20 protein-coding genes are annotated in these 18,548 nt (G+C 72.1%); 11 read left to right on the plus strand and 9 right to left on the minus strand.

Going from position 1 to position 18,548, the window contains the following annotated elements:
* Positions 1 to 60: 60 nt before the first annotated feature.
* Complete coding sequence (gene bla / locus HNR25_RS17460) at positions 61 to 1,002, minus strand: class A beta-lactamase (protein ID WP_184636824.1); 942 nt, start codon at positions 1,000 to 1,002, stop codon at positions 61 to 63.
* A gap of 132 nt (positions 1,003 to 1,134) precedes the next feature.
* On the opposite strand from bla, the gene HNR25_RS17465 reads away from it, so the two are divergent.
* The 3 genes from HNR25_RS17465 (at position 1,135) to HNR25_RS17475 (ending at position 4,461) form a co-directional block, all read left to right on the plus strand.
* A complete protein-coding gene (locus HNR25_RS17465) occupies positions 1,135 to 2,049 on the plus strand; it encodes a LysR family transcriptional regulator (protein ID WP_184636826.1) in 915 nt (304 codons plus the stop codon).
* The gene (locus HNR25_RS17470) at positions 2,046 to 2,963 is read left to right on the plus strand and encodes a serine hydrolase (RefSeq protein WP_184636828.1); all 918 of its coding nucleotides are present in this window, start codon (positions 2,046 to 2,048) and stop codon (positions 2,961 to 2,963) included. Before HNR25_RS17465 ends, HNR25_RS17470 begins: the two co-directional genes overlap by 4 nt.
* A 205-nt stretch (positions 2,964 to 3,168) precedes the next feature.
* Positions 3,169 to 4,461: an Nramp family divalent metal transporter gene (locus tag HNR25_RS17475; RefSeq protein WP_184636830.1), complete on the plus strand. Its 1,293-nt coding sequence runs from the start codon at positions 3,169 to 3,171 to the stop codon at positions 4,459 to 4,461.
* A gap of 162 nt (positions 4,462 to 4,623) precedes the next feature.
* Here the strand turns inward: HNR25_RS17475 and HNR25_RS17480 are convergent, their stop codons facing one another.
* The 3 genes from HNR25_RS17480 to HNR25_RS17490 are packed head-to-tail and all read right to left on the minus strand — an operon-like array spanning position 4,624 to position 5,521.
* Positions 4,624 to 4,881, minus strand: coding sequence for a hypothetical protein (locus HNR25_RS17480; protein ID WP_184636832.1), 258 nt, complete (start codon positions 4,879 to 4,881; stop codon positions 4,624 to 4,626).
* Complete coding sequence (locus HNR25_RS17485) at positions 4,878 to 5,111, minus strand: hypothetical protein (protein ID WP_184636834.1); 234 nt, start codon at positions 5,109 to 5,111, stop codon at positions 4,878 to 4,880. The genes HNR25_RS17480 and HNR25_RS17485 overlap by 4 nt, the downstream gene beginning before the upstream one ends.
* Entirely contained in the window at positions 5,111 to 5,521 is a 411-nt protein-coding gene (locus HNR25_RS17490) for a hypothetical protein (protein WP_184636836.1), read from the minus strand. Before HNR25_RS17490 ends, HNR25_RS17485 begins: the two co-directional genes overlap by 1 nt.
* A gap of 163 nt (positions 5,522 to 5,684) precedes the next feature.
* On the opposite strand from HNR25_RS17490, the gene HNR25_RS17495 reads away from it, so the two are divergent.
* Both HNR25_RS17495 and HNR25_RS17500 read left to right on the plus strand, forming a co-directional pair.
* Positions 5,685 to 6,578, plus strand: a complete 894-nt coding sequence (locus HNR25_RS17495) for a helix-turn-helix domain-containing protein (RefSeq protein WP_312862595.1) — start codon at positions 5,685 to 5,687, stop codon at positions 6,576 to 6,578.
* Positions 6,579 to 6,592: 14 nt separating this feature from the next.
* On the plus strand, positions 6,593 to 6,781 hold the full coding sequence (locus HNR25_RS17500; RefSeq protein ID WP_184636840.1) for a DUF397 domain-containing protein: 189 nt from the start codon (positions 6,593 to 6,595) through the stop codon (positions 6,779 to 6,781).
* Between the two features lie 89 nt (positions 6,782 to 6,870).
* Here the strand turns inward: HNR25_RS17500 and HNR25_RS17505 are convergent, their stop codons facing one another.
* The gene (locus tag HNR25_RS17505) at positions 6,871 to 7,044 is read right to left on the minus strand and encodes a hypothetical protein (protein ID WP_184636842.1); all 174 of its coding nucleotides are present in this window, start codon (positions 7,042 to 7,044) and stop codon (positions 6,871 to 6,873) included.
* Positions 7,045 to 7,314: 270 nt separating this feature from the next.
* Positions 7,315 to 7,776 (minus strand): MarR family winged helix-turn-helix transcriptional regulator, encoded by a 462-nt coding sequence (locus HNR25_RS17510; protein WP_184636844.1) that lies wholly within the window; start codon positions 7,774 to 7,776, stop codon positions 7,315 to 7,317.
* A gap of 180 nt (positions 7,777 to 7,956) precedes the next feature.
* Here HNR25_RS17510 and HNR25_RS17515 point away from each other — a divergent pair, with 180 nt between their 5' ends.
* Both HNR25_RS17515 and HNR25_RS17520 read left to right on the plus strand, forming a co-directional pair.
* Positions 7,957 to 8,598 (plus strand): SDR family NAD(P)-dependent oxidoreductase, encoded by a 642-nt coding sequence (locus HNR25_RS17515; RefSeq protein WP_221457659.1) that lies wholly within the window; start codon positions 7,957 to 7,959, stop codon positions 8,596 to 8,598.
* 183 nt (positions 8,599 to 8,781) lie between these two features.
* The gene (locus HNR25_RS17520; protein ID WP_184636846.1) at positions 8,782 to 9,615 is read left to right on the plus strand and encodes an SAM-dependent methyltransferase; all 834 of its coding nucleotides are present in this window, start codon (positions 8,782 to 8,784) and stop codon (positions 9,613 to 9,615) included.
* A gap of 4 nt (positions 9,616 to 9,619) precedes the next feature.
* Here HNR25_RS17520 and HNR25_RS17525 read toward each other — a convergent pair whose 3' ends face one another.
* Together HNR25_RS17525 and HNR25_RS17530 are read right to left on the minus strand one after the other, a co-directional pair.
* Positions 9,620 to 10,327 (minus strand): formylglycine-generating enzyme family protein, encoded by a 708-nt coding sequence (locus HNR25_RS17525; protein WP_184636855.1) that lies wholly within the window; start codon positions 10,325 to 10,327, stop codon positions 9,620 to 9,622.
* A gap of 4 nt (positions 10,328 to 10,331) precedes the next feature.
* On the minus strand, positions 10,332 to 11,381 hold the full coding sequence (locus HNR25_RS17530) for a LacI family DNA-binding transcriptional regulator (protein WP_221457661.1): 1,050 nt from the start codon (positions 11,379 to 11,381) through the stop codon (positions 10,332 to 10,334).
* 561 nt (positions 11,382 to 11,942) lie between these two features.
* Here HNR25_RS17530 and HNR25_RS17535 point away from each other — a divergent pair.
* The 3 genes from HNR25_RS17535 (at position 11,943) to HNR25_RS17545 (ending at position 15,528) form a co-directional block, all read left to right on the plus strand.
* Positions 11,943 to 12,902 carry an ABC transporter substrate-binding protein gene (locus HNR25_RS17535; protein ID WP_184636857.1) on the plus strand — a complete coding sequence of 320 codons (960 nt, stop codon included), beginning with the start codon at positions 11,943 to 11,945 and terminating at the stop codon, positions 12,900 to 12,902.
* Entirely contained in the window at positions 12,899 to 14,410 is a 1,512-nt protein-coding gene (locus HNR25_RS17540; RefSeq protein ID WP_312862596.1) for a sugar ABC transporter ATP-binding protein, read from the plus strand. Before HNR25_RS17535 ends, HNR25_RS17540 begins: the two co-directional genes overlap by 4 nt.
* A gap of 104 nt (positions 14,411 to 14,514) precedes the next feature.
* Positions 14,515 to 15,528, plus strand: coding sequence for an ABC transporter permease (locus HNR25_RS17545; RefSeq protein WP_184636860.1), 1,014 nt, complete (start codon positions 14,515 to 14,517; stop codon positions 15,526 to 15,528).
* Between the two features lie 175 nt (positions 15,529 to 15,703).
* On the opposite strand, the gene HNR25_RS17550 is transcribed toward HNR25_RS17545, so the two are convergent.
* Positions 15,704 to 17,038 (minus strand): pectate lyase family protein, encoded by a 1,335-nt coding sequence (locus HNR25_RS17550; protein ID WP_184636862.1) that lies wholly within the window; start codon positions 17,036 to 17,038, stop codon positions 15,704 to 15,706.
* A 319-nt stretch (positions 17,039 to 17,357) separates the two neighbouring features.
* Here HNR25_RS17550 and HNR25_RS17555 point away from each other — a divergent pair, with 319 nt between their 5' ends.
* Positions 17,358 to 18,317 carry a helix-turn-helix transcriptional regulator gene (locus tag HNR25_RS17555; RefSeq protein WP_184636864.1) on the plus strand — a complete coding sequence of 320 codons (960 nt, stop codon included), beginning with the start codon at positions 17,358 to 17,360 and terminating at the stop codon, positions 18,315 to 18,317.
* The last annotated feature ends 231 nt before the right edge of the window (positions 18,318 to 18,548 follow it).

An 18,548-nucleotide genomic window follows, 5' to 3' on the forward strand; every position in this document is an offset into this window, starting at 1 on the left:
GGCTTCGGCCGGCCCCCGCCGCCGCTTCGGCCGCCCCAGCGGGGGGCTCGGCCGCGGCCGTCAGCCCAGGACGTCCACCACGACCTCGGCCGCATCGGCGAGGAGGGCGTCCTCGCGGGCCGCATCGGGATCGTCGCGCTTGGTCAGCACCGCGACGACGATCGGGGCGCCCTCGGGCGGCCACAGGACGGCGATGTCGTTGCGGGTGCCGTAGTCGGCGCTGCCCGTCTTGTCGCCGACCTCCCACGTGTCGGGAACCCCCGCGCGGATCACGTCGTCGCCGGTGGTGTTGCGGCGCATCATGTCCACGAGGATCGCGCGCGCGTCCTCGGTCAGCACGTCGCCGAGGGCGTAGGCGCGCAGGCTCGCGGCCAGCCCCTGCGGGGTGCCGGTGTCGCGTGTCTCGCCGGGCTCCCAGTCGTTGAGGCCGGGCTCGATCCGGTCGACGTTCGTGGTCGCGTCCCCGATGCCGCGCAGCTCCTCCTGCAGCTTCGCGGGCCCGCCCAGCTCCTCGAAGAGCAGGTTGGCCGCCGTGTTGTCGCTGTAGCGCAGCGCGGCGTCGATCACCTCGCGCAGCTCCATGCCCTCGTCGACGTGCTGCTCGGTGATCGGGGCGTAGTCGAGCAGGTCCTCCTCCGTGTAGGTGATGCGCTCGTCGAGCTCGTGCGCCGGTGTCTGATCCAGCACCGCGCCGGCGGAGAACACCTTGTGCGTGGACGCGTAGGCGAACCGCTCGTCGGCGTTGAAGGACACGGCCGCGCCGGATCCGGTGTCGAGCGCGTAGACCCCCAGTGTCGCGTCGTACTCCTTCTCCACGTGCCGGAAGTCGGGCACGTACGCGCCGCGTGGGGGCCCGGATGCGGCGGCGGACGCCGAACCGGGCTCCGCTCCCGATGTCGCTGCAGGCGCGGGGTCCGCGCCTGCCGTGCAGGCGGCGAGCGGGACCAGGGCCAGTACGGCGGCCGCGGCCGGCGCCGCGCCCCGGCGGAATCGGACGGTCATGGGTGCAGCCTTCCTCTCCTGAGATGTTCCGGCCGCCTCGCAACGGCCGTGCGGCAGAGTCTGGCCGCGCCCGACGATGCCGTCGAAGACGCGAACGGCCGTTTCCATGCGTTCCCGGCATAGGATCAGCGTATGGACCTCGTCGGCGCCTGTTCCGCCTTCGTGTACGTGAGCGAGCGCGGCAGCTTCACCCTCGGCGCGGCGGCCGCCCGCATCCCGCAGCCGGTCGCCAGCCGCCGCATCGCCGCGCTGGAGCGGCACCTGGGCGGACGGCTGTTCGACCGCTCGACCCGCCGCGCCGCCCTCACCCCGTTCGGCCGCGACTTGCTGCCCTCGGCCCGGCGGCTGATCGCCCTGGCCGAGGCGATGGAGCACGACGCCGAACGGGCCAGGCTCGCGCCGCTGCGCCTGGCTGTGCCCGACGTGTGCGGCACGCGCGAGCTGGCGCTGCTCGGCGCCGCCGCGCTGCGCCGGGGGATCCACCTCGACCTGCACCCCGCACCGCCTTCGGAGCGCGACGACCTGCTGCGCACCCGGCAGGTGCGCGCCTGTACCGCCGCGGTTCCCGCCGACGCGGCCGTCTGGACGGTCCCGCTGGGCCTGGCCGCTCGTGCCGAGCCCCGCGCCGCCGCCGTCCACCTGGAGACGCTGCGGACGGGCCGGGGCGACGTGGAAGAACGGCGGCGCGTGTGGATCCAGCCGGAGGACGACGTGCCCCACGTCCGCGACCGCGTCCGGCGGCTCGGCGCGTCGGTCGGCCTCGCACCGGCCCAGATCGCGGTGGCACCCGCCTACACGGCGGCAGCGGCGCAGGTGCTGGACTCGGCCGACCTGCTGCTGTGCTCGGCGGTCCAAGCCGGCGAACTCGGGCTGCACTGGCGGCCGGCGGGCGGGATCGACCCGGTGCGCGGCTACGCGGTGGCGGCGGCGGACGGCGGGGACGCCGAGCGCATCGAGCGCGGCCTCGGCGACGGGCTGGCGCGCTGCCTCGGCGCCGCCGGCGACGAGGCCGGCACCGATGCCGGCGGTGCGGGGGTGCGCGGGTGAGCCCGCTCCCCGGCGGCGAAGCCGCCCTGGTCCGCGATATCGGCCGCGAACTCGACGACGGCGGGCTGCACGGCTCCTTCCTGGTGCGCGACCTCGACACGGGAGAGGAAGTCGGCATCGAGCCCGACCTCGTATTCCCGGTCGCGTCGCTGGTGAAGGTGCCGCTGGCCGCGGCCACGCTGGAGCGGCTGCGCCGGGGAGAACTGGACGGGGACCGGATCCTGCGGGTGGAGCCGGGACGGGTCACCACGCCGGGACCGCTGGGGCTGACCCGGTTCCGCCACCCCGCGTGGGTGGCGCTGGAGGACCTGCTCTACCTGAGCACCTGCCTCAGCGACAACTCCGCCGCCGACGCGCTCTTCGGGCTCACGCCTCCCGCCGGGGTCGCCCGCTGGCTGGAGACCGCGGGGCTGCGCGGCCTGGCCGTGCGCCACACCATCGGCGAGCTGCACGCGACCCCGGCCGAGCGCCTCGACGCGGACGAAGCCCACCTGGCCCACACGCTGGCCATCGAGGCGGGTACGCCGGGGCGCGGCCACGACCTGGCGCTGCTCGACACGACCCGCGCCAACTCCGGTTCGGCGCGCTCGCTCGTGGAGCTGCTGCAGGAGTTGTGGCGCCCGTCCGCGATCCGCTCCGGGGTCGCCGGTGGGGTGCGGGAGCTGATGGGCGCCAACGTGCTGCGGCAGCGGCTGGCTCCGGATTTCGGCTCCGACGCGGCCCGGTGGTCGTCCAAGACCGGGACGCTGCTGAACCTGCGCCACGAGTTCGGCGTCGTCGAGCACGACGACGGCCAGGCCTTCGCCGTCGCCGCCCTGACCGCCTCCCGGGTTCCCGCGACCGCCCAGCCCGCGGCCGAGGCCCTGATGGGCCGCACGGCCCGCCGCCTGCGCGATCACCTGCGCGGAGGGTAGGCCGGCCCGCCCCGGCTCCGGCTCTTGTATCAGGGGGAGACGCGCCGCAGCCCCCTGCGGGCCACGACCGGCGTGCGGGAGAACGACTCGCGTGGCGCCAGGTACGGGATCACCGGCCGGACGGCGCCCCGTTCCTCCGAATTCAGGGGCCTTGCACGGGTTGCCCCGATTGGGGGAGTGTCGTGGCATCGCACTATGCCGCGGCATGATCACCCGGAGCGACCTCCCGGAAGGGGGACGTGTGGCGCAGCAGGAGCAGCAGGATCAGCACAGAGCACGGTGGAGGTCCATCGGACCGGGAATCGTCGTCGCGGCCACCGGTGTGGGCTCGGGCGACCTGGTCGCCAGCCTCGTGGCGGGGGAGCGGTTCGGATACACGCTGCTGTGGGCGGTCGTGGTCGGCTGCATCGTGAAGATCGCGCTGGCCGAGGCGGTCGGCCGCTGGCACCTGGCCTCGGGCCGGACCGTTTTCGACGGCTGGCGCGGCATGGGCGTGTGGACGTTCGTCTTCTTCGGCCCCTACATCGTGCTGTGGGGCTTCGTCTACGGAGCCACCGCGATGTCGGCGACGGCGCTGCCGCTGCAAGCGCTGTTCCCCGCCGTCCCGCTGTGGGTGTTCGCGGTCCTCGCCGGGCTCTCCGGCCTGGCCTTCGTCTGGTTCAACCGGTACCCCGCCCTGGAGCGGGCGATGACCGTCCTGATCGGCATCCTGTTCGTCACCGTCGTCGGTCTGGCGATCTACCTCCTGCCCGACCTGGGTTCGATGGCCGCGGGTCTGGTGCCGAGCGCACCGCCGGACTCGCTGTTCTACACCCTCGGGCTGATCGGGGGCGTCGGCGGCACGATCACGATGGCGGCCTACGGCTTCTGGGTCAACGCCAAGGGCTGGCGCGACGCCGGGTGGATCCGGATGATGCGCCTGGACAACCGCGTCGCCTACATCACCACGGGTGTCTTCGTCGTCGCCATGCTGATCGTCGGGGCGGAGCTGCTGAGCAGCGCCCAGGTCGCGCTCTCCGAGGGCGACGAGGACCTGGTCCAGCTCGCCGACGTGCTTCGGGAGCGCTTCGGCACCGTCCTCTCGGTGGTGTTCCTCGTCGGTTTCTTCGCCGCCGCCTTCTCCTCGCTGCTGGGGGTCTGGCACGGCGTCAGCCTGATGTTCGCCGACTTCGTCGGCAAGATCCGCGGGCACACCGACCGGCCGGTGGAGGAGCGCGAATCGAGCTGGGCGTTCCGCGCCTTTGTGCTGTGGCTGACCTTCCCGTCGATGCTTCTGCTGCTGTTCGACCGGCCGATCACGCTGGTGATCGCCTACGGCGTGCTCGGGGCGGCGTTCATGCCCTTCCTCGCCTTCACGCTGATGTGGCTGCTGAACACGCGCCGGACGCCGGCCGCGTGGCGCAGCGGCGTCATCAGCAACGTCGGGCTGACGATCGCGGGCGCGCTGTTCCTCGTGCTGTGCGCCAACGAGATCTACAGCCGGCTGACCGGGGCGTGACTGGCCGGTGCTGGGGGCGTCAGGGGCGCGGCACGGCGGTGACCTGCGGAAAACAACAGCCTCCTGCCCGGGAGGACTGGGCAGGAGGCTGCACGGACCCGCACGCCGGACGCCCTACAGGAACCGCCCTCACGGCCCCTCAGCCCGACGTGCGGGCGCCTCTCAGGCCGCCCCGTGCAGGGCGGCCAGGTTCTCCTCGTTGCGGCGGCACCGCTCATCCAACTCGGCGACCGTGTCCGCCTGCTTGGCGCACTGGTCGGCGAGCCCTTCCCAGGTGGTGTCTATGAGGACGTTTTTGATGCCGCATGTGGCCTGGTCGTACATCTGGCGGCGGGACGCGAGAATGTAGGGGGCGCCATCGCCGCTGAACTCCCAGATGATGCCGTGCTCGTCGCGCACCGACTCCGGTGTGGCGGTCATGGCGCCACCTCCGTCCGGGCCAGGGTCCCCGCCAGCTGATCCAGGGTCCGCGCCGTCACCGTGGTGCCCCGCTCCTGGTGTTCCGCCGTGAAAACGGTCCGCCCCACGGGGTCCTCGGTGTAGCGGATCGCCCACTCCGTGTGGGTCAGGGACAGGTCCACGAGCCGGGTGTACTCGTCCTCGGGGAGCGGGCGGGGGGTGTACTCGCGCTGCTGCGGAACCATCAGCATCACCGGACCCCAGCCGGCTCGCGCACGCGGCCTTCGGCGGGGGCCGGGGACGTGAGGTCGGGTCGTGCGGCGGCGAGCGCGCGGATGGGCCCGGCCAGCGCCTGGCGGACGTCGTCGAGGGTGTCGCCCGCGGGCTTCTTCTCGGGGCAGTCGCCCGTCCGGTGCCAGTTGAAACAGCTCGCGCACCAGATCAGGTCGTCGCGACCGGCCGTCGGGACGGTCTGCTGTTCCCAGCGCTCGTACCACGGGCCGACGATGCGGCCGGTCTCAGCGGGCGGCACCGGCGGACGCGTGTCGGCGGCGGCGCTCCGGATGACGTAGGGCCGGACGCGGTCGGCGGCGCGGGCGCCGCGGTGCGGTTCCGTGAGCCGCCCGAGACGGTCTCGGACGGTCCTGGACAGTTTGCGCATGCGCTACCCCTGCGGGGTCGGGCCGGGGTGGGTGGCCCCGGCGGGAATGAGTGACACCCCTTATGGTGGACTCTGATTCCTCAGACTTCAAGGTCTCATGACCGGAAAGCCTCAAGATCCAACGCGCCATGACCAGATAAATCACGGATGACCGATTCACAGCATGGCGCTAGCATCGGCGGGTACGCGCACCAGGGGGAACAACCAATTGGCCACCAGTCCGCTCAGTGTCCGCAGGCGACGCCTGTCCGAGGAGCTACGGCGTTTGCGGGTAGAAGCTGACCTCACGCACGCCGAAGTCGCGAAGCGGCTCGAATGGTCGACCGGCAAGGTCTCCAACATCGAGACCGGCGTGTCGAAGAAGCCGTCCGTGCACGACATCCGGGGGCTCCTCGACGTGTACGGGGTCCGGGAAGGGCCGATGCGGGAGGCCCTGTTGGAGCTGGCCCGCAAGTCCCGCGAACGCGGCTGGTGGACCAAATTCTCAGACGTGGTCGGCGAGTACCCCGCTCTGGAAGCCGACGCGTCCCACATCTCGACTTACGAGCCGCTGCTGCTGCCGGGGCTACTGCAAACCCCCGACTACGCGGCACTCGTGACACGGGCGAGCCTGGTACGCGACCCCGTGGACATTCAGCGTGCGGTGGACGCCCGCAAACAGCGGCAGGAGATCCTGACCCGCTCGGACCCGCCGGCGCCTGAGGTGTGGGCCGTCATCGATGAGGCGGCCCTCATGCGGGTCGAGTCTGAGCGGGGCGTCTACCGTGAGCAGGTGCAGCACCTCATCGACGTGGCGGAGGAACCGAATAAGGTGACGTTGCAGGTGCTTCCTATGGCGTCGGGGGTGCACGCTGGCCTGCGCGGCCCGTTCGTGATCATGGATTTCGCGGGGCCGTTGGCGGGTCCCGTGGTGTTCATCGAGACGGATATGGACGGGCTGTACCTCGAAGACGATGAGGAGATCGACCGGTACCGGCGGCTCCTCACGCACGTCCAAACCGCGGCATTGCCTGAGGATGCCTCCACGAGGTTCCTGAAGGGCAAGATCGCAGCTTAGAAAGCAGATCCACGATGAGCTCATTCCCGAACCCTGTGTTCCGCACGTCCTCCTACAGCGACCGTGTGAACTGTGTGGAGGTCGCTGACCTGCCGGAGGGGGCAGCGGTACGCGACTCGAAGGACCGTGACGCCGGCGTGCTGGAGTTTCCCGCGAGTGAGTGGCGGGCGTTCCTGGACGCGGCGCGGGATGGTGACCTTTAAGACGACGAAGGCCCCACCGGTTGGTTGACCCGGTGGGGCCTTGTCACTCATTCCCGGCGGTGAGTGTACCTGTCGGGGGTGGTGGGGGTCTACGACGTGGCTGTGGCTGCCCGCACGGACCCGGTGCCTCCCATCACCGTCCCGGACCCGGCCAGCACCTGTTCCAGCGGGACGACGTCTCGCTCCGAGGGCAGCGTGATCTCCTCGGATGGATCCAGGGCGGCGAGCACGCACAACCCCTGCCGGTCACCGAGCATGCCCACGGCGCCAGCTCCTCGGGGAGGTTGGCCGGCGGTTCGGCGTCGGTCTGTCGCGATGCCGATCGTCGGGGCGGAGCTGCTGAGCAGTGCCCAGGTCGCGCTGGGCGCAGCGGCGCCGTCAGCAACGTCGGGCTGACGATCGCGGGCGCGCTGTTCCTCGTGCTGTGCGCCAACGAGATCTACAGCCGGCTGACCGGGGCGTGACGGGGCGGTGCCGCAGCGGCGGCGGCCGGGGCACCGGTACGCGCCGCCCGCTGCGGCACCCGCGCCGGTCTACTCCTCGGTCATGGCCGAGTCCGACACCTGCTCGCGCAGCCGGTCGTTGGCGTCCTCCAGCGCGTCCACGAGCGCCTCGCGCTGCTCCGGCGGTATCCCGCCCAGGATCTCCTCGGCGAGTTCGTCCCAGACCGCTTCGATGCGCGGCACCAGCCGACGGGCCTCCTCGGTGAGCACGATGCGCACCTGGCGGCGATCCGTGGGCACGGGCTCGCGGCGGAACAGTTCGCGCTTCTCCAGCCGCGCCAGCGTGCGCGTGGCCGTCGGCGGCTCGATGCCCAGGCGCGCCGCCAGTTGCGAGACGGTCGTCCCGCCCTCCTGCTGGGCCAGGAGCCACAGCAGCACGTCCTGTCCGGGGTGCAGGCCCAGGTCGGCGAGCTTGCGGGACTTCACCTCCCGGTAGAGCTTGCTCATCTTGTTCAGCGCGCGGTTAACGCGTCTGGCCTCTTCGCTTTCCACGCACCCATGATAATGATATATAGTCGACTATTGATTAGTCGGCTATATAGTGGAGTAGAGCGATGGAACTCGGTCTCGACGGCAGGACTGTCCTCGTCACCGGCGGATCCGGCGCCATCGGCCGCGCCGTCGTCGCCGCCTTCGCCGCCGAGGGCGCCGCCGTGGCAGTGGGCTGGCACAGTGACCGCCCGGCCGCCGAGCAGGCGGTACGCGCAGACCGAGGGCGCGGGCGGCCGCGCCGTGGGCGTGCGTATGGACCAGGGCGACCCGGAATCGATCAGCGCGGCCGTGGCCGACGTCGAGCGGACGCTGGGCGGACCCCACGTCCTCGTGGCCAACGCCGTGGCCTGGCCCACGTCCTCCGAGCACAGCTGGACGGACCTCACCGCGGGGCTGGCCGCGAACGCCGCCGGCCCCGTGGCGCTGGTCGAGGCGGTGCTGCCGGCGATGCGCAGCGCCGGATGGGGGCGCGTCGTACTGGTCTCCACCGACATCGTCGACCAGCCCCTGGCCTCGGCCGCCGCCTACCCGGCCGCCAAGGGCGCCCTGGAGGCGGCGGCGCGGGTCTTCGCCGTGCGGGAGGCCCGCCACGGCGTCCTCACCAACGTGGTGCGGCCCGGATTCACGCTCACCGAACGCGCGCTGAGCACGCCCGGACTGGGGCAGGCGGTCGTCGACGCCGAAGGGGAGCAGACGCCCACGGGCCGCGTCTGCACCCCCGAGGACGTGGCGAGCGCCGTGACCTACCTCGGCTCGGGCGCCAACGGACACGTCAACGGCGAGCTGCTGTCCGTGGCCGGGGGGCGGCAGTTGACACGCTGAGCGACCGCGCACGGAGAGCGCGGAGCACGCCGCCCCGGCGCCCGGAAGCGGCCGGGGCGCTGTCGAAAAGCCGAAACGGCCGGGGATCGCGGGATCGGGCGGCGGCCTCTAAAGTGGCGGACACCCGACGGTTCACCCCCGAGTCGGGCATACCTCCCACTACGTACGGAAACGGGTTCCGCCATGACCGACGCGCCTTCCTTCCCCGACCCGGCCGCCCCCGCCGGAATCGACACCACGGTCCCCAGCTCGGCCCGCCTGTACGACTACTATCTGGGAGGAAAGAACAACTACGCGGTCGACCGCGAGATGGGCGACCGGATCATGCAGACCCTGCCGGAGACCCGGCAGAGCGCCGTGGCCAACCGGATGTTCCTGGGGCGGGCCGTGGACTTCCTGTGCGAGCAGGGCGTCGACCAGTTCATCGACATCGGATCGGGGCTGCCCACCCAGGACCCCGTCCACGAGGTGGCCCGCCGGCACCACCCCGGGGCGCGCGTCGTCTACGCCGACTACGACCCCGCGGTGCGCGTGCACGCAGAAGCGCTGCTGGCCGACGACCCCGAGCTCACCAGTGTGGTCCAGGCCGACATGCGCGACCCCGAAGCGGTCTACACCCACCCCGCGGTGGCCGCCCACCTGGACTTCGACCGCCCGGTGGGCCTGCTCATGCTGGCGGTCCTGCATTTCGTCACCGACGACCAGCACCCCTACGAGCTGGTGCGCCGCCACCTGGAGTACCTGGCGCCCGGCTCCTACCTCGTCATCAGCCACGCCGAGTCCGACACCAGCCCGGAGCGGGCCGACTACGCCACCGACGAGTACCGCGCCTCCAGCGCGAACCTGCGGGTGCGCACGCAGGAGGAGATCGCGGCGTTCTTCGCGGACGTGTCGCCGGTGCCGCCCGGCATCGTGCACGTGTCCGACTGGCGCCCGCGCGACGACCAGCCCTACTACACCTCGCAGCAGGTCTCCGGGCTGGCCGGGGCCGCCCGTTGGGACGGCCCGAAGAGGTGAGCGCTCAGCCGCGCGCCGGCGCCCTGCGGGCGATGCGGAACCCCAGGTCGTCGGTGCGCAGCGTGGGGTGGCTCTTGCGGCGGCACGAGGCGCGGCAGCCGCGGGGGAGGTCGTTCCACCCGCCGCCGCGGAACACGCGGTAGGGGCCGTAGACCCGCGGGTCGTAGAGGTCCCAGCACCACTCCCACACGTTGCCGACGGTGTCGTACAGCCCCCAGGCGTTGGGCGCCCGGGTGGCGGCCGCACGCGCACGGCCGCCGGAGTTGCCGCGGTGCCAGGCGATTTCGTCCAGTTCCCCGTAGCGGACGCCGGAGTCGCCGGCCCGGCAGGCGTACTCCCACTCCGCCTCGGTGGGCAGCCGGTAGCCCGAAGCGGTCCGGTCGCAGTCGATCCCCAGGCCGTCGGGGCCCGGCTCGCCCGAGTAGCAGGGGGTCAGCCCCGCGGAGCGGGAGAGCCGGTTGCAGAACCGCAGAGCCTCGATCCACGACACGTCGGAGACCGGTGCGCGCGGCTCCCCGGCGTCTGCCGGGGTTTCGCCCGAAACGGCGGCGTATAGCTCCCGGGTGACCGGTAGCGCCGCGATGGCGAAGGCCTCCAGCGACATCGGGAGGTCGCGTTTGGCCGCCTCGTCGCGCAGCACGAACGCTCCGGCGGGCACCGCGACGAGCGTGTCCTCGGCCGCGCGGTGCGCGGTCGTTTCGGGATTCGCCATGCCGTCACGGTAGCGGCGGGGACCGTCGCCCCGGAGCGGGCTCCGTGCCGCGGTCCACCAGGTACGTCGGCACGACGTGGTTCGACGTCTCGGCGCCGGGCGACTCCAGCCGGCGGAACAGCATCTCGGCGGCCAGCCGTCCCAGCTCGCGGGTGTCGTAGCCGACCACGGTCACCGGGCGCGGCAGCAGCGGCGCGAACTCGAAGTCGTCGAAGGCGGCCAGGCGCAGCCGGGTGCGGCGCCGGACCATCTCCTCGACGACGCCGAGCAGGATGCGGTTGTTTCCGCAGAACAGGGCAGTGGGCGGGTCGGGGGCGTCGAGCATGGCGCCCACGGCGTCGCCGGCGCTGCGGGGGCGGTCGGAGTGGAGCCGCGCTGCGTGCCGGCCGCCGTCGATCCCGGCTTCGCCGAGCGCTTCCCGTGCCCCGGCCCGGCGCTCGCCCATCGTGTAGGCGTTGAGGGTGTCGGTGACCGTCCCGATGCCGCGGTGGCCTTCGGCGATCAGGCGGCGCACGAGGTCGCGGGTGCCGGTGCGGTTGTCGAGCAGGGCGGTGTCGGCGCGGCACCCGTCGGGCGGGCTGTCGATGAACACCGCGGGTGTGCCGCGGTCGATCTCGGTGCGGAAGTAGGACTGGTCGTCGCCGCTGGGTACGACGATGAGCCCGTCGACGCGGCGCTCGAACAAGTCGAGGACCAGTTCCCGTTCGCGCGCGGGGTCCCAGCCGGAGCTCGCGGTGATGAGCCGGGTGTCGAAGCGTTCGGCCACGGCCGTGGCCGCCGCGGCGATCGTCGAGTAGAAGGGGTTGGCCAGGTCGCGGATGATCAGGCCGATGGTGGCGGTCGTGCGGCCGCTGCGCAGGTTGGCGGCGACGTGGTTGCGTTTGAAGCCCAGTTCGGCCATCGCCCCCTGTACCCGCTCGGCGAGGTCGGCGCGCACCGTGGGTACCTCGTTGGCGACCCGCGAGACGGTTTTGAGGCTGACCCCGGCGGCCCGTGCGACGTCGACCATCGTCGGACGGCGCCCGGGGTCCGAACCGTCGGCCTGGTCGGTCATGGGCCTCCCCCGGTCGGGGCGGCGGCGCGTCGGCGCTGCCTCTGTACGCGCCGTCGCCTCCGCCCGCAGCGGTTTCGGTTCCGTCAAGCTACTCGATCCGCCACGGCCGAGGCAACGTTGTCTTTCCGGTCTCGACTCGGACCGGCGCGCCTCAAGTTGCGAAGTGTTGTGAAACCGCTGCAGCCAGCATGAATGTCAGCACACATCTTGACATGGGTGAGTGTTCCGGATCACTGTGCGGGGACAACGTTGTCTGACCTGGAGGAGGAGCGCATGGGTCCACAGCGGAGGCCCGTCGCGGTGGCGCGCCGCTTCTCCTGCGGCGGTGCGGCCGTCGCGGCCCCGCGTGGCGGTCCGGCGCGATGTGAACGCTCACCCGAGGCGTGGCCGGCGTCGACGACGCAGCGCCGCCCGGCGGCGCGGACCACGGGCCCCCGCAGTCGCCGGTACCCCGCCCCGGCCCCCGTCCCCTGAATCCGTCCCCCGAACCCCGTCCGCTGCGACCGGGACCCTCCCCGTGCCGGCCCCGACCCCGGCGCCCCCGACCCGCGAAGGAGTCCGATGTACCGCCTTCCCACGCCCACGACCGTCGCCGCCGCCCTGGCCGCGGGAACGCTCCTGCTGTCCGGATGCAGTGCGGAGAGCCCCGTCGACGGCGCCGACAGCGGTGGCGAGATCGAGACGATCGGCCTGATGGTCCAGGATCTGAGCAACCCGTTCTTCACCGCGATGCAAGCCGGTGTCGAGAACGCCGCCGAGGACATGGAGGCCGAGGTCGTCACCGAGGACGGCCGCCAGGACCTCGGTGCACAGAACGAGCAGATCGACGCCTTCATCCAGCAGCAGATCGACGTCCTGCTGCTCAACGCCGTCGACTCCGAAGGGATCGGCCCGGCCGTGCAGCGCGCGATCGACGCCGGGATCACGGTCGTGGCCGTCGACGTCACCGCCAAGAACGCCGACGCCTTCATCACCTCCGACAACGTCCAGGCCGGACGGCTCGCCTGCGAGCACCTGTTCGAGTCCATCGGCGGCGAGGGCAGCATCCTGATGATCGACGGCACGCCCATCTCCTCGATCCAGGACCGTGTGACGGGCTGCGAAGAGGTCATGGAGGACTACCCCGACATCGAGGTCGCGGGCCACCAGCACGGCGACAACAACCGCGAGGAGGCGCTGACCGTCGCCACCGACATGCTCACCGCCAACTCCGGCGTGGACGGGATCTTCGCCGTCAACGACCCCACCGCGCTGGGCGCCGGCCTGGCCGCCGAGCAGACCGGGGTCGAGGACCTGGCGATCGTGGGGGTCGACGGATCTCCCGCGGCCGAAGAGGAGCTGGCCGAGTCCGACTCCATGTTCGAGGCCACCGCCGCGCAGGACCCCAAGAGGCTCGCCGCCGACGGCCTGGAGATCGCCACCGAGCTGCACGGCGGCGGGGAGGTCGAGAACACCGAGCAGCTCGTCGAGACCGAGCTGATCACCCGCGACAACCTCGACGGATACGAGGGCTGGGAGTGAGCACGCCGCCGCTGCTGCGCATGAGCGGGGTGAGCAAGGCCTTCCCCGGCGTGCAGGCGCTCACCGGCGTCGAGTTCGAGCTGCGCGCGGGCGAGGTCCACGCGCTGATGGGCGAGAACGGCGCCGGCAAGTCCACGCTGATCAAGATGCTGGCCGGGGTGCACACGCCCGACTCCGGCGGCGTCGAGATGGACGGGCGGCCGGTGTCGGTGACCACGCCGCAGCGTTCGGTGGACCTCGGTATCGCGGTGATCCACCAAGAGCTCAACCTCGCGCCCAACCTGACGGTGGCGCAGAACCTCGCGCTGGGCCGCGAGCCCCGTACCCGGCTGGGGACGGTGGACCGCAAGCGGCTGCGGCGCGAGGCCGCCGCCAAGCTGGAGCGCGTCGGCGGCGGTATCGACCCCGACACGGTCCTGGGCGGCCTCAGTGTGGGCATGCAGCAGGTCGTGGAGATCGCGCGGGCCGTGGCCCAGAACGCCCGCGTGCTGGTCCTGGACGAGCCCACCGCCGCGCTGTCGGAGGCCGAGGCCCAGCGCCTGTTCTCGCTCGTGGAGGAGATGCGCGGCCAGGGCATGGGCCTGCTCTACATCAGCCACCGCATGGAGGAGGTGTACCGCCTCGCCGACCGGATCACCGTCTTCCGCGACGGACACTGGGTGGGGACCGCCCCCCGCTCGGAACTGGAGCCGGAAGACATCGTCGCCCGCATGGTCGGGCGCACCCTGACCGACCTCTACGCCCACGAGCGGCACGAACCGGGCGAGGCGACGCTGGAGGCCGAGGGGATCGGCGACGGCGCCGGTATCGGCCCCCTCGACCTGACGCTGCGCGCCGGCGAGATCGTCGGTCTGGGCGGCCTCATCGGTGCGGGGCGCACCGAGGCGGCCCAGCTGATCTTCGGTGCCGAGCGCATCCGGACCGGGCGGCTGCGCGTGGGCGGGCGGGCCGTCGACCACCGCAGCCCGCTCGACGCCATCAGAAACGGCGTGGGGTACGTGCCCGAGAGCCGCAAGGAGCAGGCGCTGTTTCCGGAGATGTCCATCCGCGACAACGTCGTCACGACGGGGGTGGGGTTGGACCGGGTCAGCGACTTCGGCGTGTTGCGGAGCGGCCGCATCTCCCGGCGGGTGGCCGCCCAGGTCGAGGCGTTGCGGGTGCGCTGTTCCTCGGCCCTGCAGCGGATGACCGAATTGTCGGGAGGCAACCAGCAGAAGGTCGTGCTGGGTCGGTGGCTGGCCATCGCCCCGCGCGTGCTGCTGCTGGACGAGCCCACCCGCGGCGTCGACATCGGCGCCAAGCAGGAGATCTACCGGATCATCGACCGGCTGGCCCGGGACGGCGTCGCCGTCCTGATCATCTCCTCCGACCTGCCGGAGCTGCTGGGCGTCAGCGACCGGGTGCTGGTCATGCGCAACGGGTCGATCGCCGCCGAGCTCACGCGCGAGGAGGCGACCGAGGAGACCGTCATGCTGCACGCCACCGGTGTCGCCGCCGGGAGCCGATAGGGCCTGCGGTGCCGCCGGACCCGGGATACGGGCCGGCGGCGCTGCGCGGAGTCCCCGACCAGCCCCCTGTCCCCATCGACCCTTCCTGAGAACCAAGGATCACTATGACCGAGACGAGTCGTGCCGACGAGTCGGCACCTGCCGCCGAGGCGGGCGCCGTAGCCCCGCCGCAGGCGGGGCGGCCGCAGTTCGCGAGGCTGTGGGACCGCTACGGCATCCTCGGCGTGCTCGTATTGATGATCGCGCTGATGGCGGTGCTCGCGCCCAACTTCCTGTCGTTCGACAACGTCTTCAACGTCGCGCGGGCGGCTTCGGTCAATGCGATCCTGGCCGCGGGGATGACCCTGGTCATCCTCACCCGCGGCATCGACCTGTCCGTGGGCTCCAACCTGGCGGTGTGCGGCATCGTCTCGGTCCTGCTGTGGACCTCGGGCATGCCCGCCGCCGTGTGCGTACTCGGCGGCATCGCCGTAGGCGCCCTGTTCGGCCTGCTCAGCGGCGCGCTCATCGCCTACCTGGCGCTGCCGGCGTTCATCGTCACCCTCGGCGGACTGACCTACCTGCGCGGTACCGCCTACCTGCTCACCGACGGCCAGCCGCTCATCGCCGACGACCTGGGCTTCCGGCTGATGGGCAGCGGGTTCATCGCCGGCGTCCCGGTGCCGGTGGTGCTGATGCTGGCGGTGTTCGCCGTCCTGTGGTTCGTGCTGCGCCACACGCGCTTCGGGACCCAGGTCTATGCGATCGGCGGCAACCCCGAAGCGGCCCGCCTCGCCGGCATCAAGGTCAAGTGGACGATCGTGCGGGTCTACATCATCGCGGGCGCGTGCGCCGGACTGGCCGGCGTCATCTTCTCCGCGCGCGTGATGTCGGGACAGCCCACGGCGGGCGAAACCTACGAGCTCGACGCGATCGCCGCGGTCGTCCTCGGCGGAACCAGCCTCATGGGCGGCATCGGCAACGTGCAGCGCACCCTGATCGGCGCCATGATCATGGGCGTGCTCAGCAACGGCCTGCTGCTGATGAACGTGCCCTACTTCTACCAGCTGATCATCAAGGGCGCGGTCATCGTGTTGGCCGTGGCCATCGACAGCCTGAAGAATTGGAAGAGGGCGTGAGGACCGGACCGCCGCGCCTCCCGCGCTGATGGAGGCGCAGCGGCCGGGCCGCGCCGTGCGGACCGGCGCCGGAACGCGCCGCCGCCCCGCTCCGATACGGCACGGGGAGCGGGGCGGCGGGCTGTTCAGCGGGGTGCGGCGGGCCCGGGCGCCCGAGCCCGCCGCGGCCTCGGGCCTACCGGGCGTTGCCGGCGCCGGCCTTGGCCTTCACCAGGCCGGGAACCGCCCAGGACGGGTGGATCTTGCCGTGCAGCGACGGAGTCCAGCTGTCGTCCGCCTCCAGTGTGCTGTCGGGATTGGCGGCGTTGAAGGCGTCCAGCAGGTCGACGCGCTTTCCGTTGAACACGCTGCCCTCCTCGTGGATGGCCGAGCCGCGCCAGTTCGCGATCACCTCGCCGGGCTCGACGCCCTCCAGTTGGAAGTTGTTGTTCTGGGCGTAGATGTGCGACTCCGCGCCCACGCCCAGCGAGTACAGGTAGTCGTAGGGCGAGTCGGCGGAGTGCGTGTAGAGGTTGTTGTAGACGTGCACGTCGCCGTAGCGCACCCGCGGGGCGCGCTGGGTGATGTTAGCGAACCGGTTGTGGTGCACGGTGACGCGCAGCTTGTCCCACTCGTCGTAGCGGTCGCTGTCGGTGTTGCCGAACAGCATCGTCTTGTCGTGGGCCTGGATGTCGTTCCAGGAGATCGTCACCATGTCGCTGGCGCGTACCACGTCCAGCAGGCCGTCGTGGTGCTCCACGCGCGCGCCGTGGACGACGGGGAAGTCCCGGTCGTAGGTCCCGCCGTCGGAGAGCGTGAGGTGATCGAGCCACACGTGCTCGGTGCGGGAGACCTCGATGTTGTCGTACTGGGCGTCCCAGGCCTCGCCGTCCCAGCTGGGGAAGCAGTCGTAGGCGTCGTGGACGCCCAGGTTGCGGATGATGAGGTTCTCCACGCTCTCCATCCGGATGAAGCCGTCGCTGATCGAGGCCTCGCCCTCGCCCACGATCGTGGTGTTGGAGCCCGGCTCCAGCATCACGTGGGAGCGGTGGGCGTCGTAGGAGCGCTCGCGGGCCTCCTCCAGCGGGCCCGAGGCCTCGCCCTCCCAACCGGCGTCGGGATCGTAAGTCTCGACGTAGTCGTCCCAGGTGTAGGCGGGGTCGTTGAAGTCCGCGCAGGAGAGGGAAGAGCCGTCAGCGCCGGTCATGGCGCTGATGTCGCCCTCGACGTAGACGATCTTGGGTTGGTCGCCCTGGACGGCCTCCTGCAGTCCGGCCCAGGTGTCGACGCGGAAGACGTTCTCGGCGTCGGCGTCGGCCCCGCCGGTGGTTCCGCCCTGGGCGGCGCCCCAGCCGTCGTTCGGTCCGAGCACCTCGCGCCCGATGTCGCGGCCGTGGTTCCCGTGGCCGGGGCCGTGGCCGTTGCCGCGGTCGGATCCGTGCCCGTCCCCGGGATGGGCGGCGGCGGGTAGTGCGGTGGCTATCAGCGCCGCGCCGGCGACGGTGGCGATGAGACCGGCTGCTCTGTTCACTCGGGTTCCCTCCGGCAGTGGGTGAGCGGTCGGATCCCCCAATGTAGGTAAGCGATTTCCAGGTGATTAGAGAATTTTGTGGGGATTTACAGGATTGATTGGGGGATAGGAGTTGGAAATCGCTTACCGGGATACCTTGAACCGTCGTCCCGGCGTCGTCAAGGGGGCCGCACGCCCGCGATTCCGCGCCCCAGCGCCCTTAGCGTCCCCGGCCACCGGTGCCGCCGGGCGCGCGGCCCGGCCCACGCAACCGACGCGCGGGGAGCCGAGAAACGATTCAGGCCGGATTCCGTCCGCGATGTGCGGGATCCTCGGTCGTATGGCCAACACCAGTGAACGGACGCTGCGCCTGCTGTCGCTGCTGCAGACGAGCCGGTTCTGGCCGGGTGCCGAGCTGGCGGCGCGGCTGTCGGTGAGCGAGCGGACCCTGCGGCGCGACGTGGACCGCCTGCGCGAACTCGGCTACCGAGTGGACGCCGCGCCCGGCGTGGGCGGTGGCTACCAGCTGCGCGCCGGCCGCGCCATGCCGCCGCTGCTGCTCACCGACGAAGAGGCGGTCGCCATCGCCGTGGGGCTGCGCACCGCGGCGGCCGGCAGCGCGGCGGGTTTCGCCGAGGCGGCGGTGCAGGCGCTGGCGAAGGTGGTCGACATGATGCCCGCGGGCGTGCGGCGGCGTATCGACGCGCTGCGCGCCTCCGCCGTCGCGCCCGAACCGAGCGGGCCGCGTACCGACCCCATGGCCCTGCTGTCGGTCGCGCGGGCCTGCCGCGACACCGAGCGGCTGCGCTTCGGCTACACGGCCTCCGACGGCCGCCGCACCCGGCGGCTCGTCGAACCGCACCGCCTGGTCCAGATCCACCAGCGCTGGTACCTGCCGGCCTGGGACACCGAGCGCTGCGACTGGCGCACCTTCCGCGTCGACCGGATGAACGGCCCCGAACCGACCGGTACCCGGTTCGGCCCGCGCTCCCTCCCGGGCGGCGACGCCGAAGCCTTCGTCCGCGCCCGCCTGGCCGCGGTGCCCGCGCGGTACCGGATCGTGGCGCGGGTGCACGCGCCGGTCGGCGACGTCGCCCCGGCGGTGGAGTCCTGGGGGACCGTCGAGGACGCCGGCGGCGGCTCGTGCCGCGTCGTCGTCCACGCCGACGACCTGGATTGGCCGGCCCTGGTGCTGCTGGGTACCGGCGCCGAGTTCGCGGCGGTCGAACCGGCGGAATTCCGCGAGCGCCTGCGCGCGGTGGCCGGGCGGTTCGTGCGCGCCGCCGGCCACGGCGGCTGACAGCCGGTGCACACGACTGCGGGTGCCCGGCGAATACCGGGAGCTGCGGGGGAACTAGGGTGTGCCACGGGTCTGTCCGCGTTCGGCGGCGCATTCGCGTGCGCCCCGCGGCCGATGCGCGAAGCGGCTTGGAGCGAGCCGCGCGTCGCGCAGGAGGACAGCGACCCGCCAAACGCGCCTACGGCCACAGGGGCGGCGTCCGCGCCGTCCGCAGGCGCGTGCCGGACACGG

The sequence above is a fragment of the Streptomonospora salina genome (genome assembly GCF_014204715.1).
GTDB lineage: Bacteria > Actinomycetota > Actinomycetes > Streptosporangiales > Streptosporangiaceae > Streptomonospora > Streptomonospora salina.

What these genes read in the sequence shown, in the direction of transcription:
- HNR25_RS17530 (WP_221457661.1), bottom strand. Translation starts at nt 11,381, where the DNA reads ATGACCGACCAGGCCGACGGTTCGGACCCCGGGCGCCGTCCGACGATG.
- HNR25_RS17465 (WP_184636826.1), top strand. Translation starts at nt 1,135, where the DNA reads ATGGACCTCGTCGGCGCCTGTTCCGCCTTCGTGTACGTGAGCGAGCGC.
- HNR25_RS17545 (WP_184636860.1), top strand. Translation starts at nt 14,515, where the DNA reads ATGACCGAGACGAGTCGTGCCGACGAGTCGGCACCTGCCGCCGAGGCG.
- HNR25_RS17480 (WP_184636832.1), bottom strand. Translation starts at nt 4,881, where the DNA reads ATGACCGCCACACCGGAGTCGGTGCGCGACGAGCACGGCATCATCTGG.
- HNR25_RS17485 (WP_184636834.1), bottom strand. Translation starts at nt 5,111, where the DNA reads ATGCTGATGGTTCCGCAGCAGCGCGAGTACACCCCCCGCCCGCTCCCC.
- HNR25_RS17555 (WP_184636864.1), top strand. Translation starts at nt 17,358, where the DNA reads ATGGCCAACACCAGTGAACGGACGCTGCGCCTGCTGTCGCTGCTGCAG.
- HNR25_RS17490 (WP_184636836.1), bottom strand. Translation starts at nt 5,521, where the DNA reads ATGCGCAAACTGTCCAGGACCGTCCGAGACCGTCTCGGGCGGCTCACG.
- HNR25_RS17520 (WP_184636846.1), top strand. Translation starts at nt 8,782, where the DNA reads ATGACCGACGCGCCTTCCTTCCCCGACCCGGCCGCCCCCGCCGGAATC.
- HNR25_RS17495 (WP_312862595.1), top strand. Translation starts at nt 5,685, where the DNA reads ATGGCGCTAGCATCGGCGGGTACGCGCACCAGGGGGAACAACCAATTG.
- HNR25_RS17475 (WP_184636830.1), top strand. Translation starts at nt 3,169, where the DNA reads ATGATCACCCGGAGCGACCTCCCGGAAGGGGGACGTGTGGCGCAGCAG.
- HNR25_RS17500 (WP_184636840.1), top strand. Translation starts at nt 6,593, where the DNA reads ATGAGCTCATTCCCGAACCCTGTGTTCCGCACGTCCTCCTACAGCGAC.
- HNR25_RS17525 (WP_184636855.1), bottom strand. Translation starts at nt 10,327, where the DNA reads ATGGCGAATCCCGAAACGACCGCGCACCGCGCGGCCGAGGACACGCTC.
- HNR25_RS17535 (WP_184636857.1), top strand. Translation starts at nt 11,943, where the DNA reads ATGTACCGCCTTCCCACGCCCACGACCGTCGCCGCCGCCCTGGCCGCG.
- bla (WP_184636824.1), bottom strand. Translation starts at nt 1,002, where the DNA reads ATGACCGTCCGATTCCGCCGGGGCGCGGCGCCGGCCGCGGCCGCCGTA.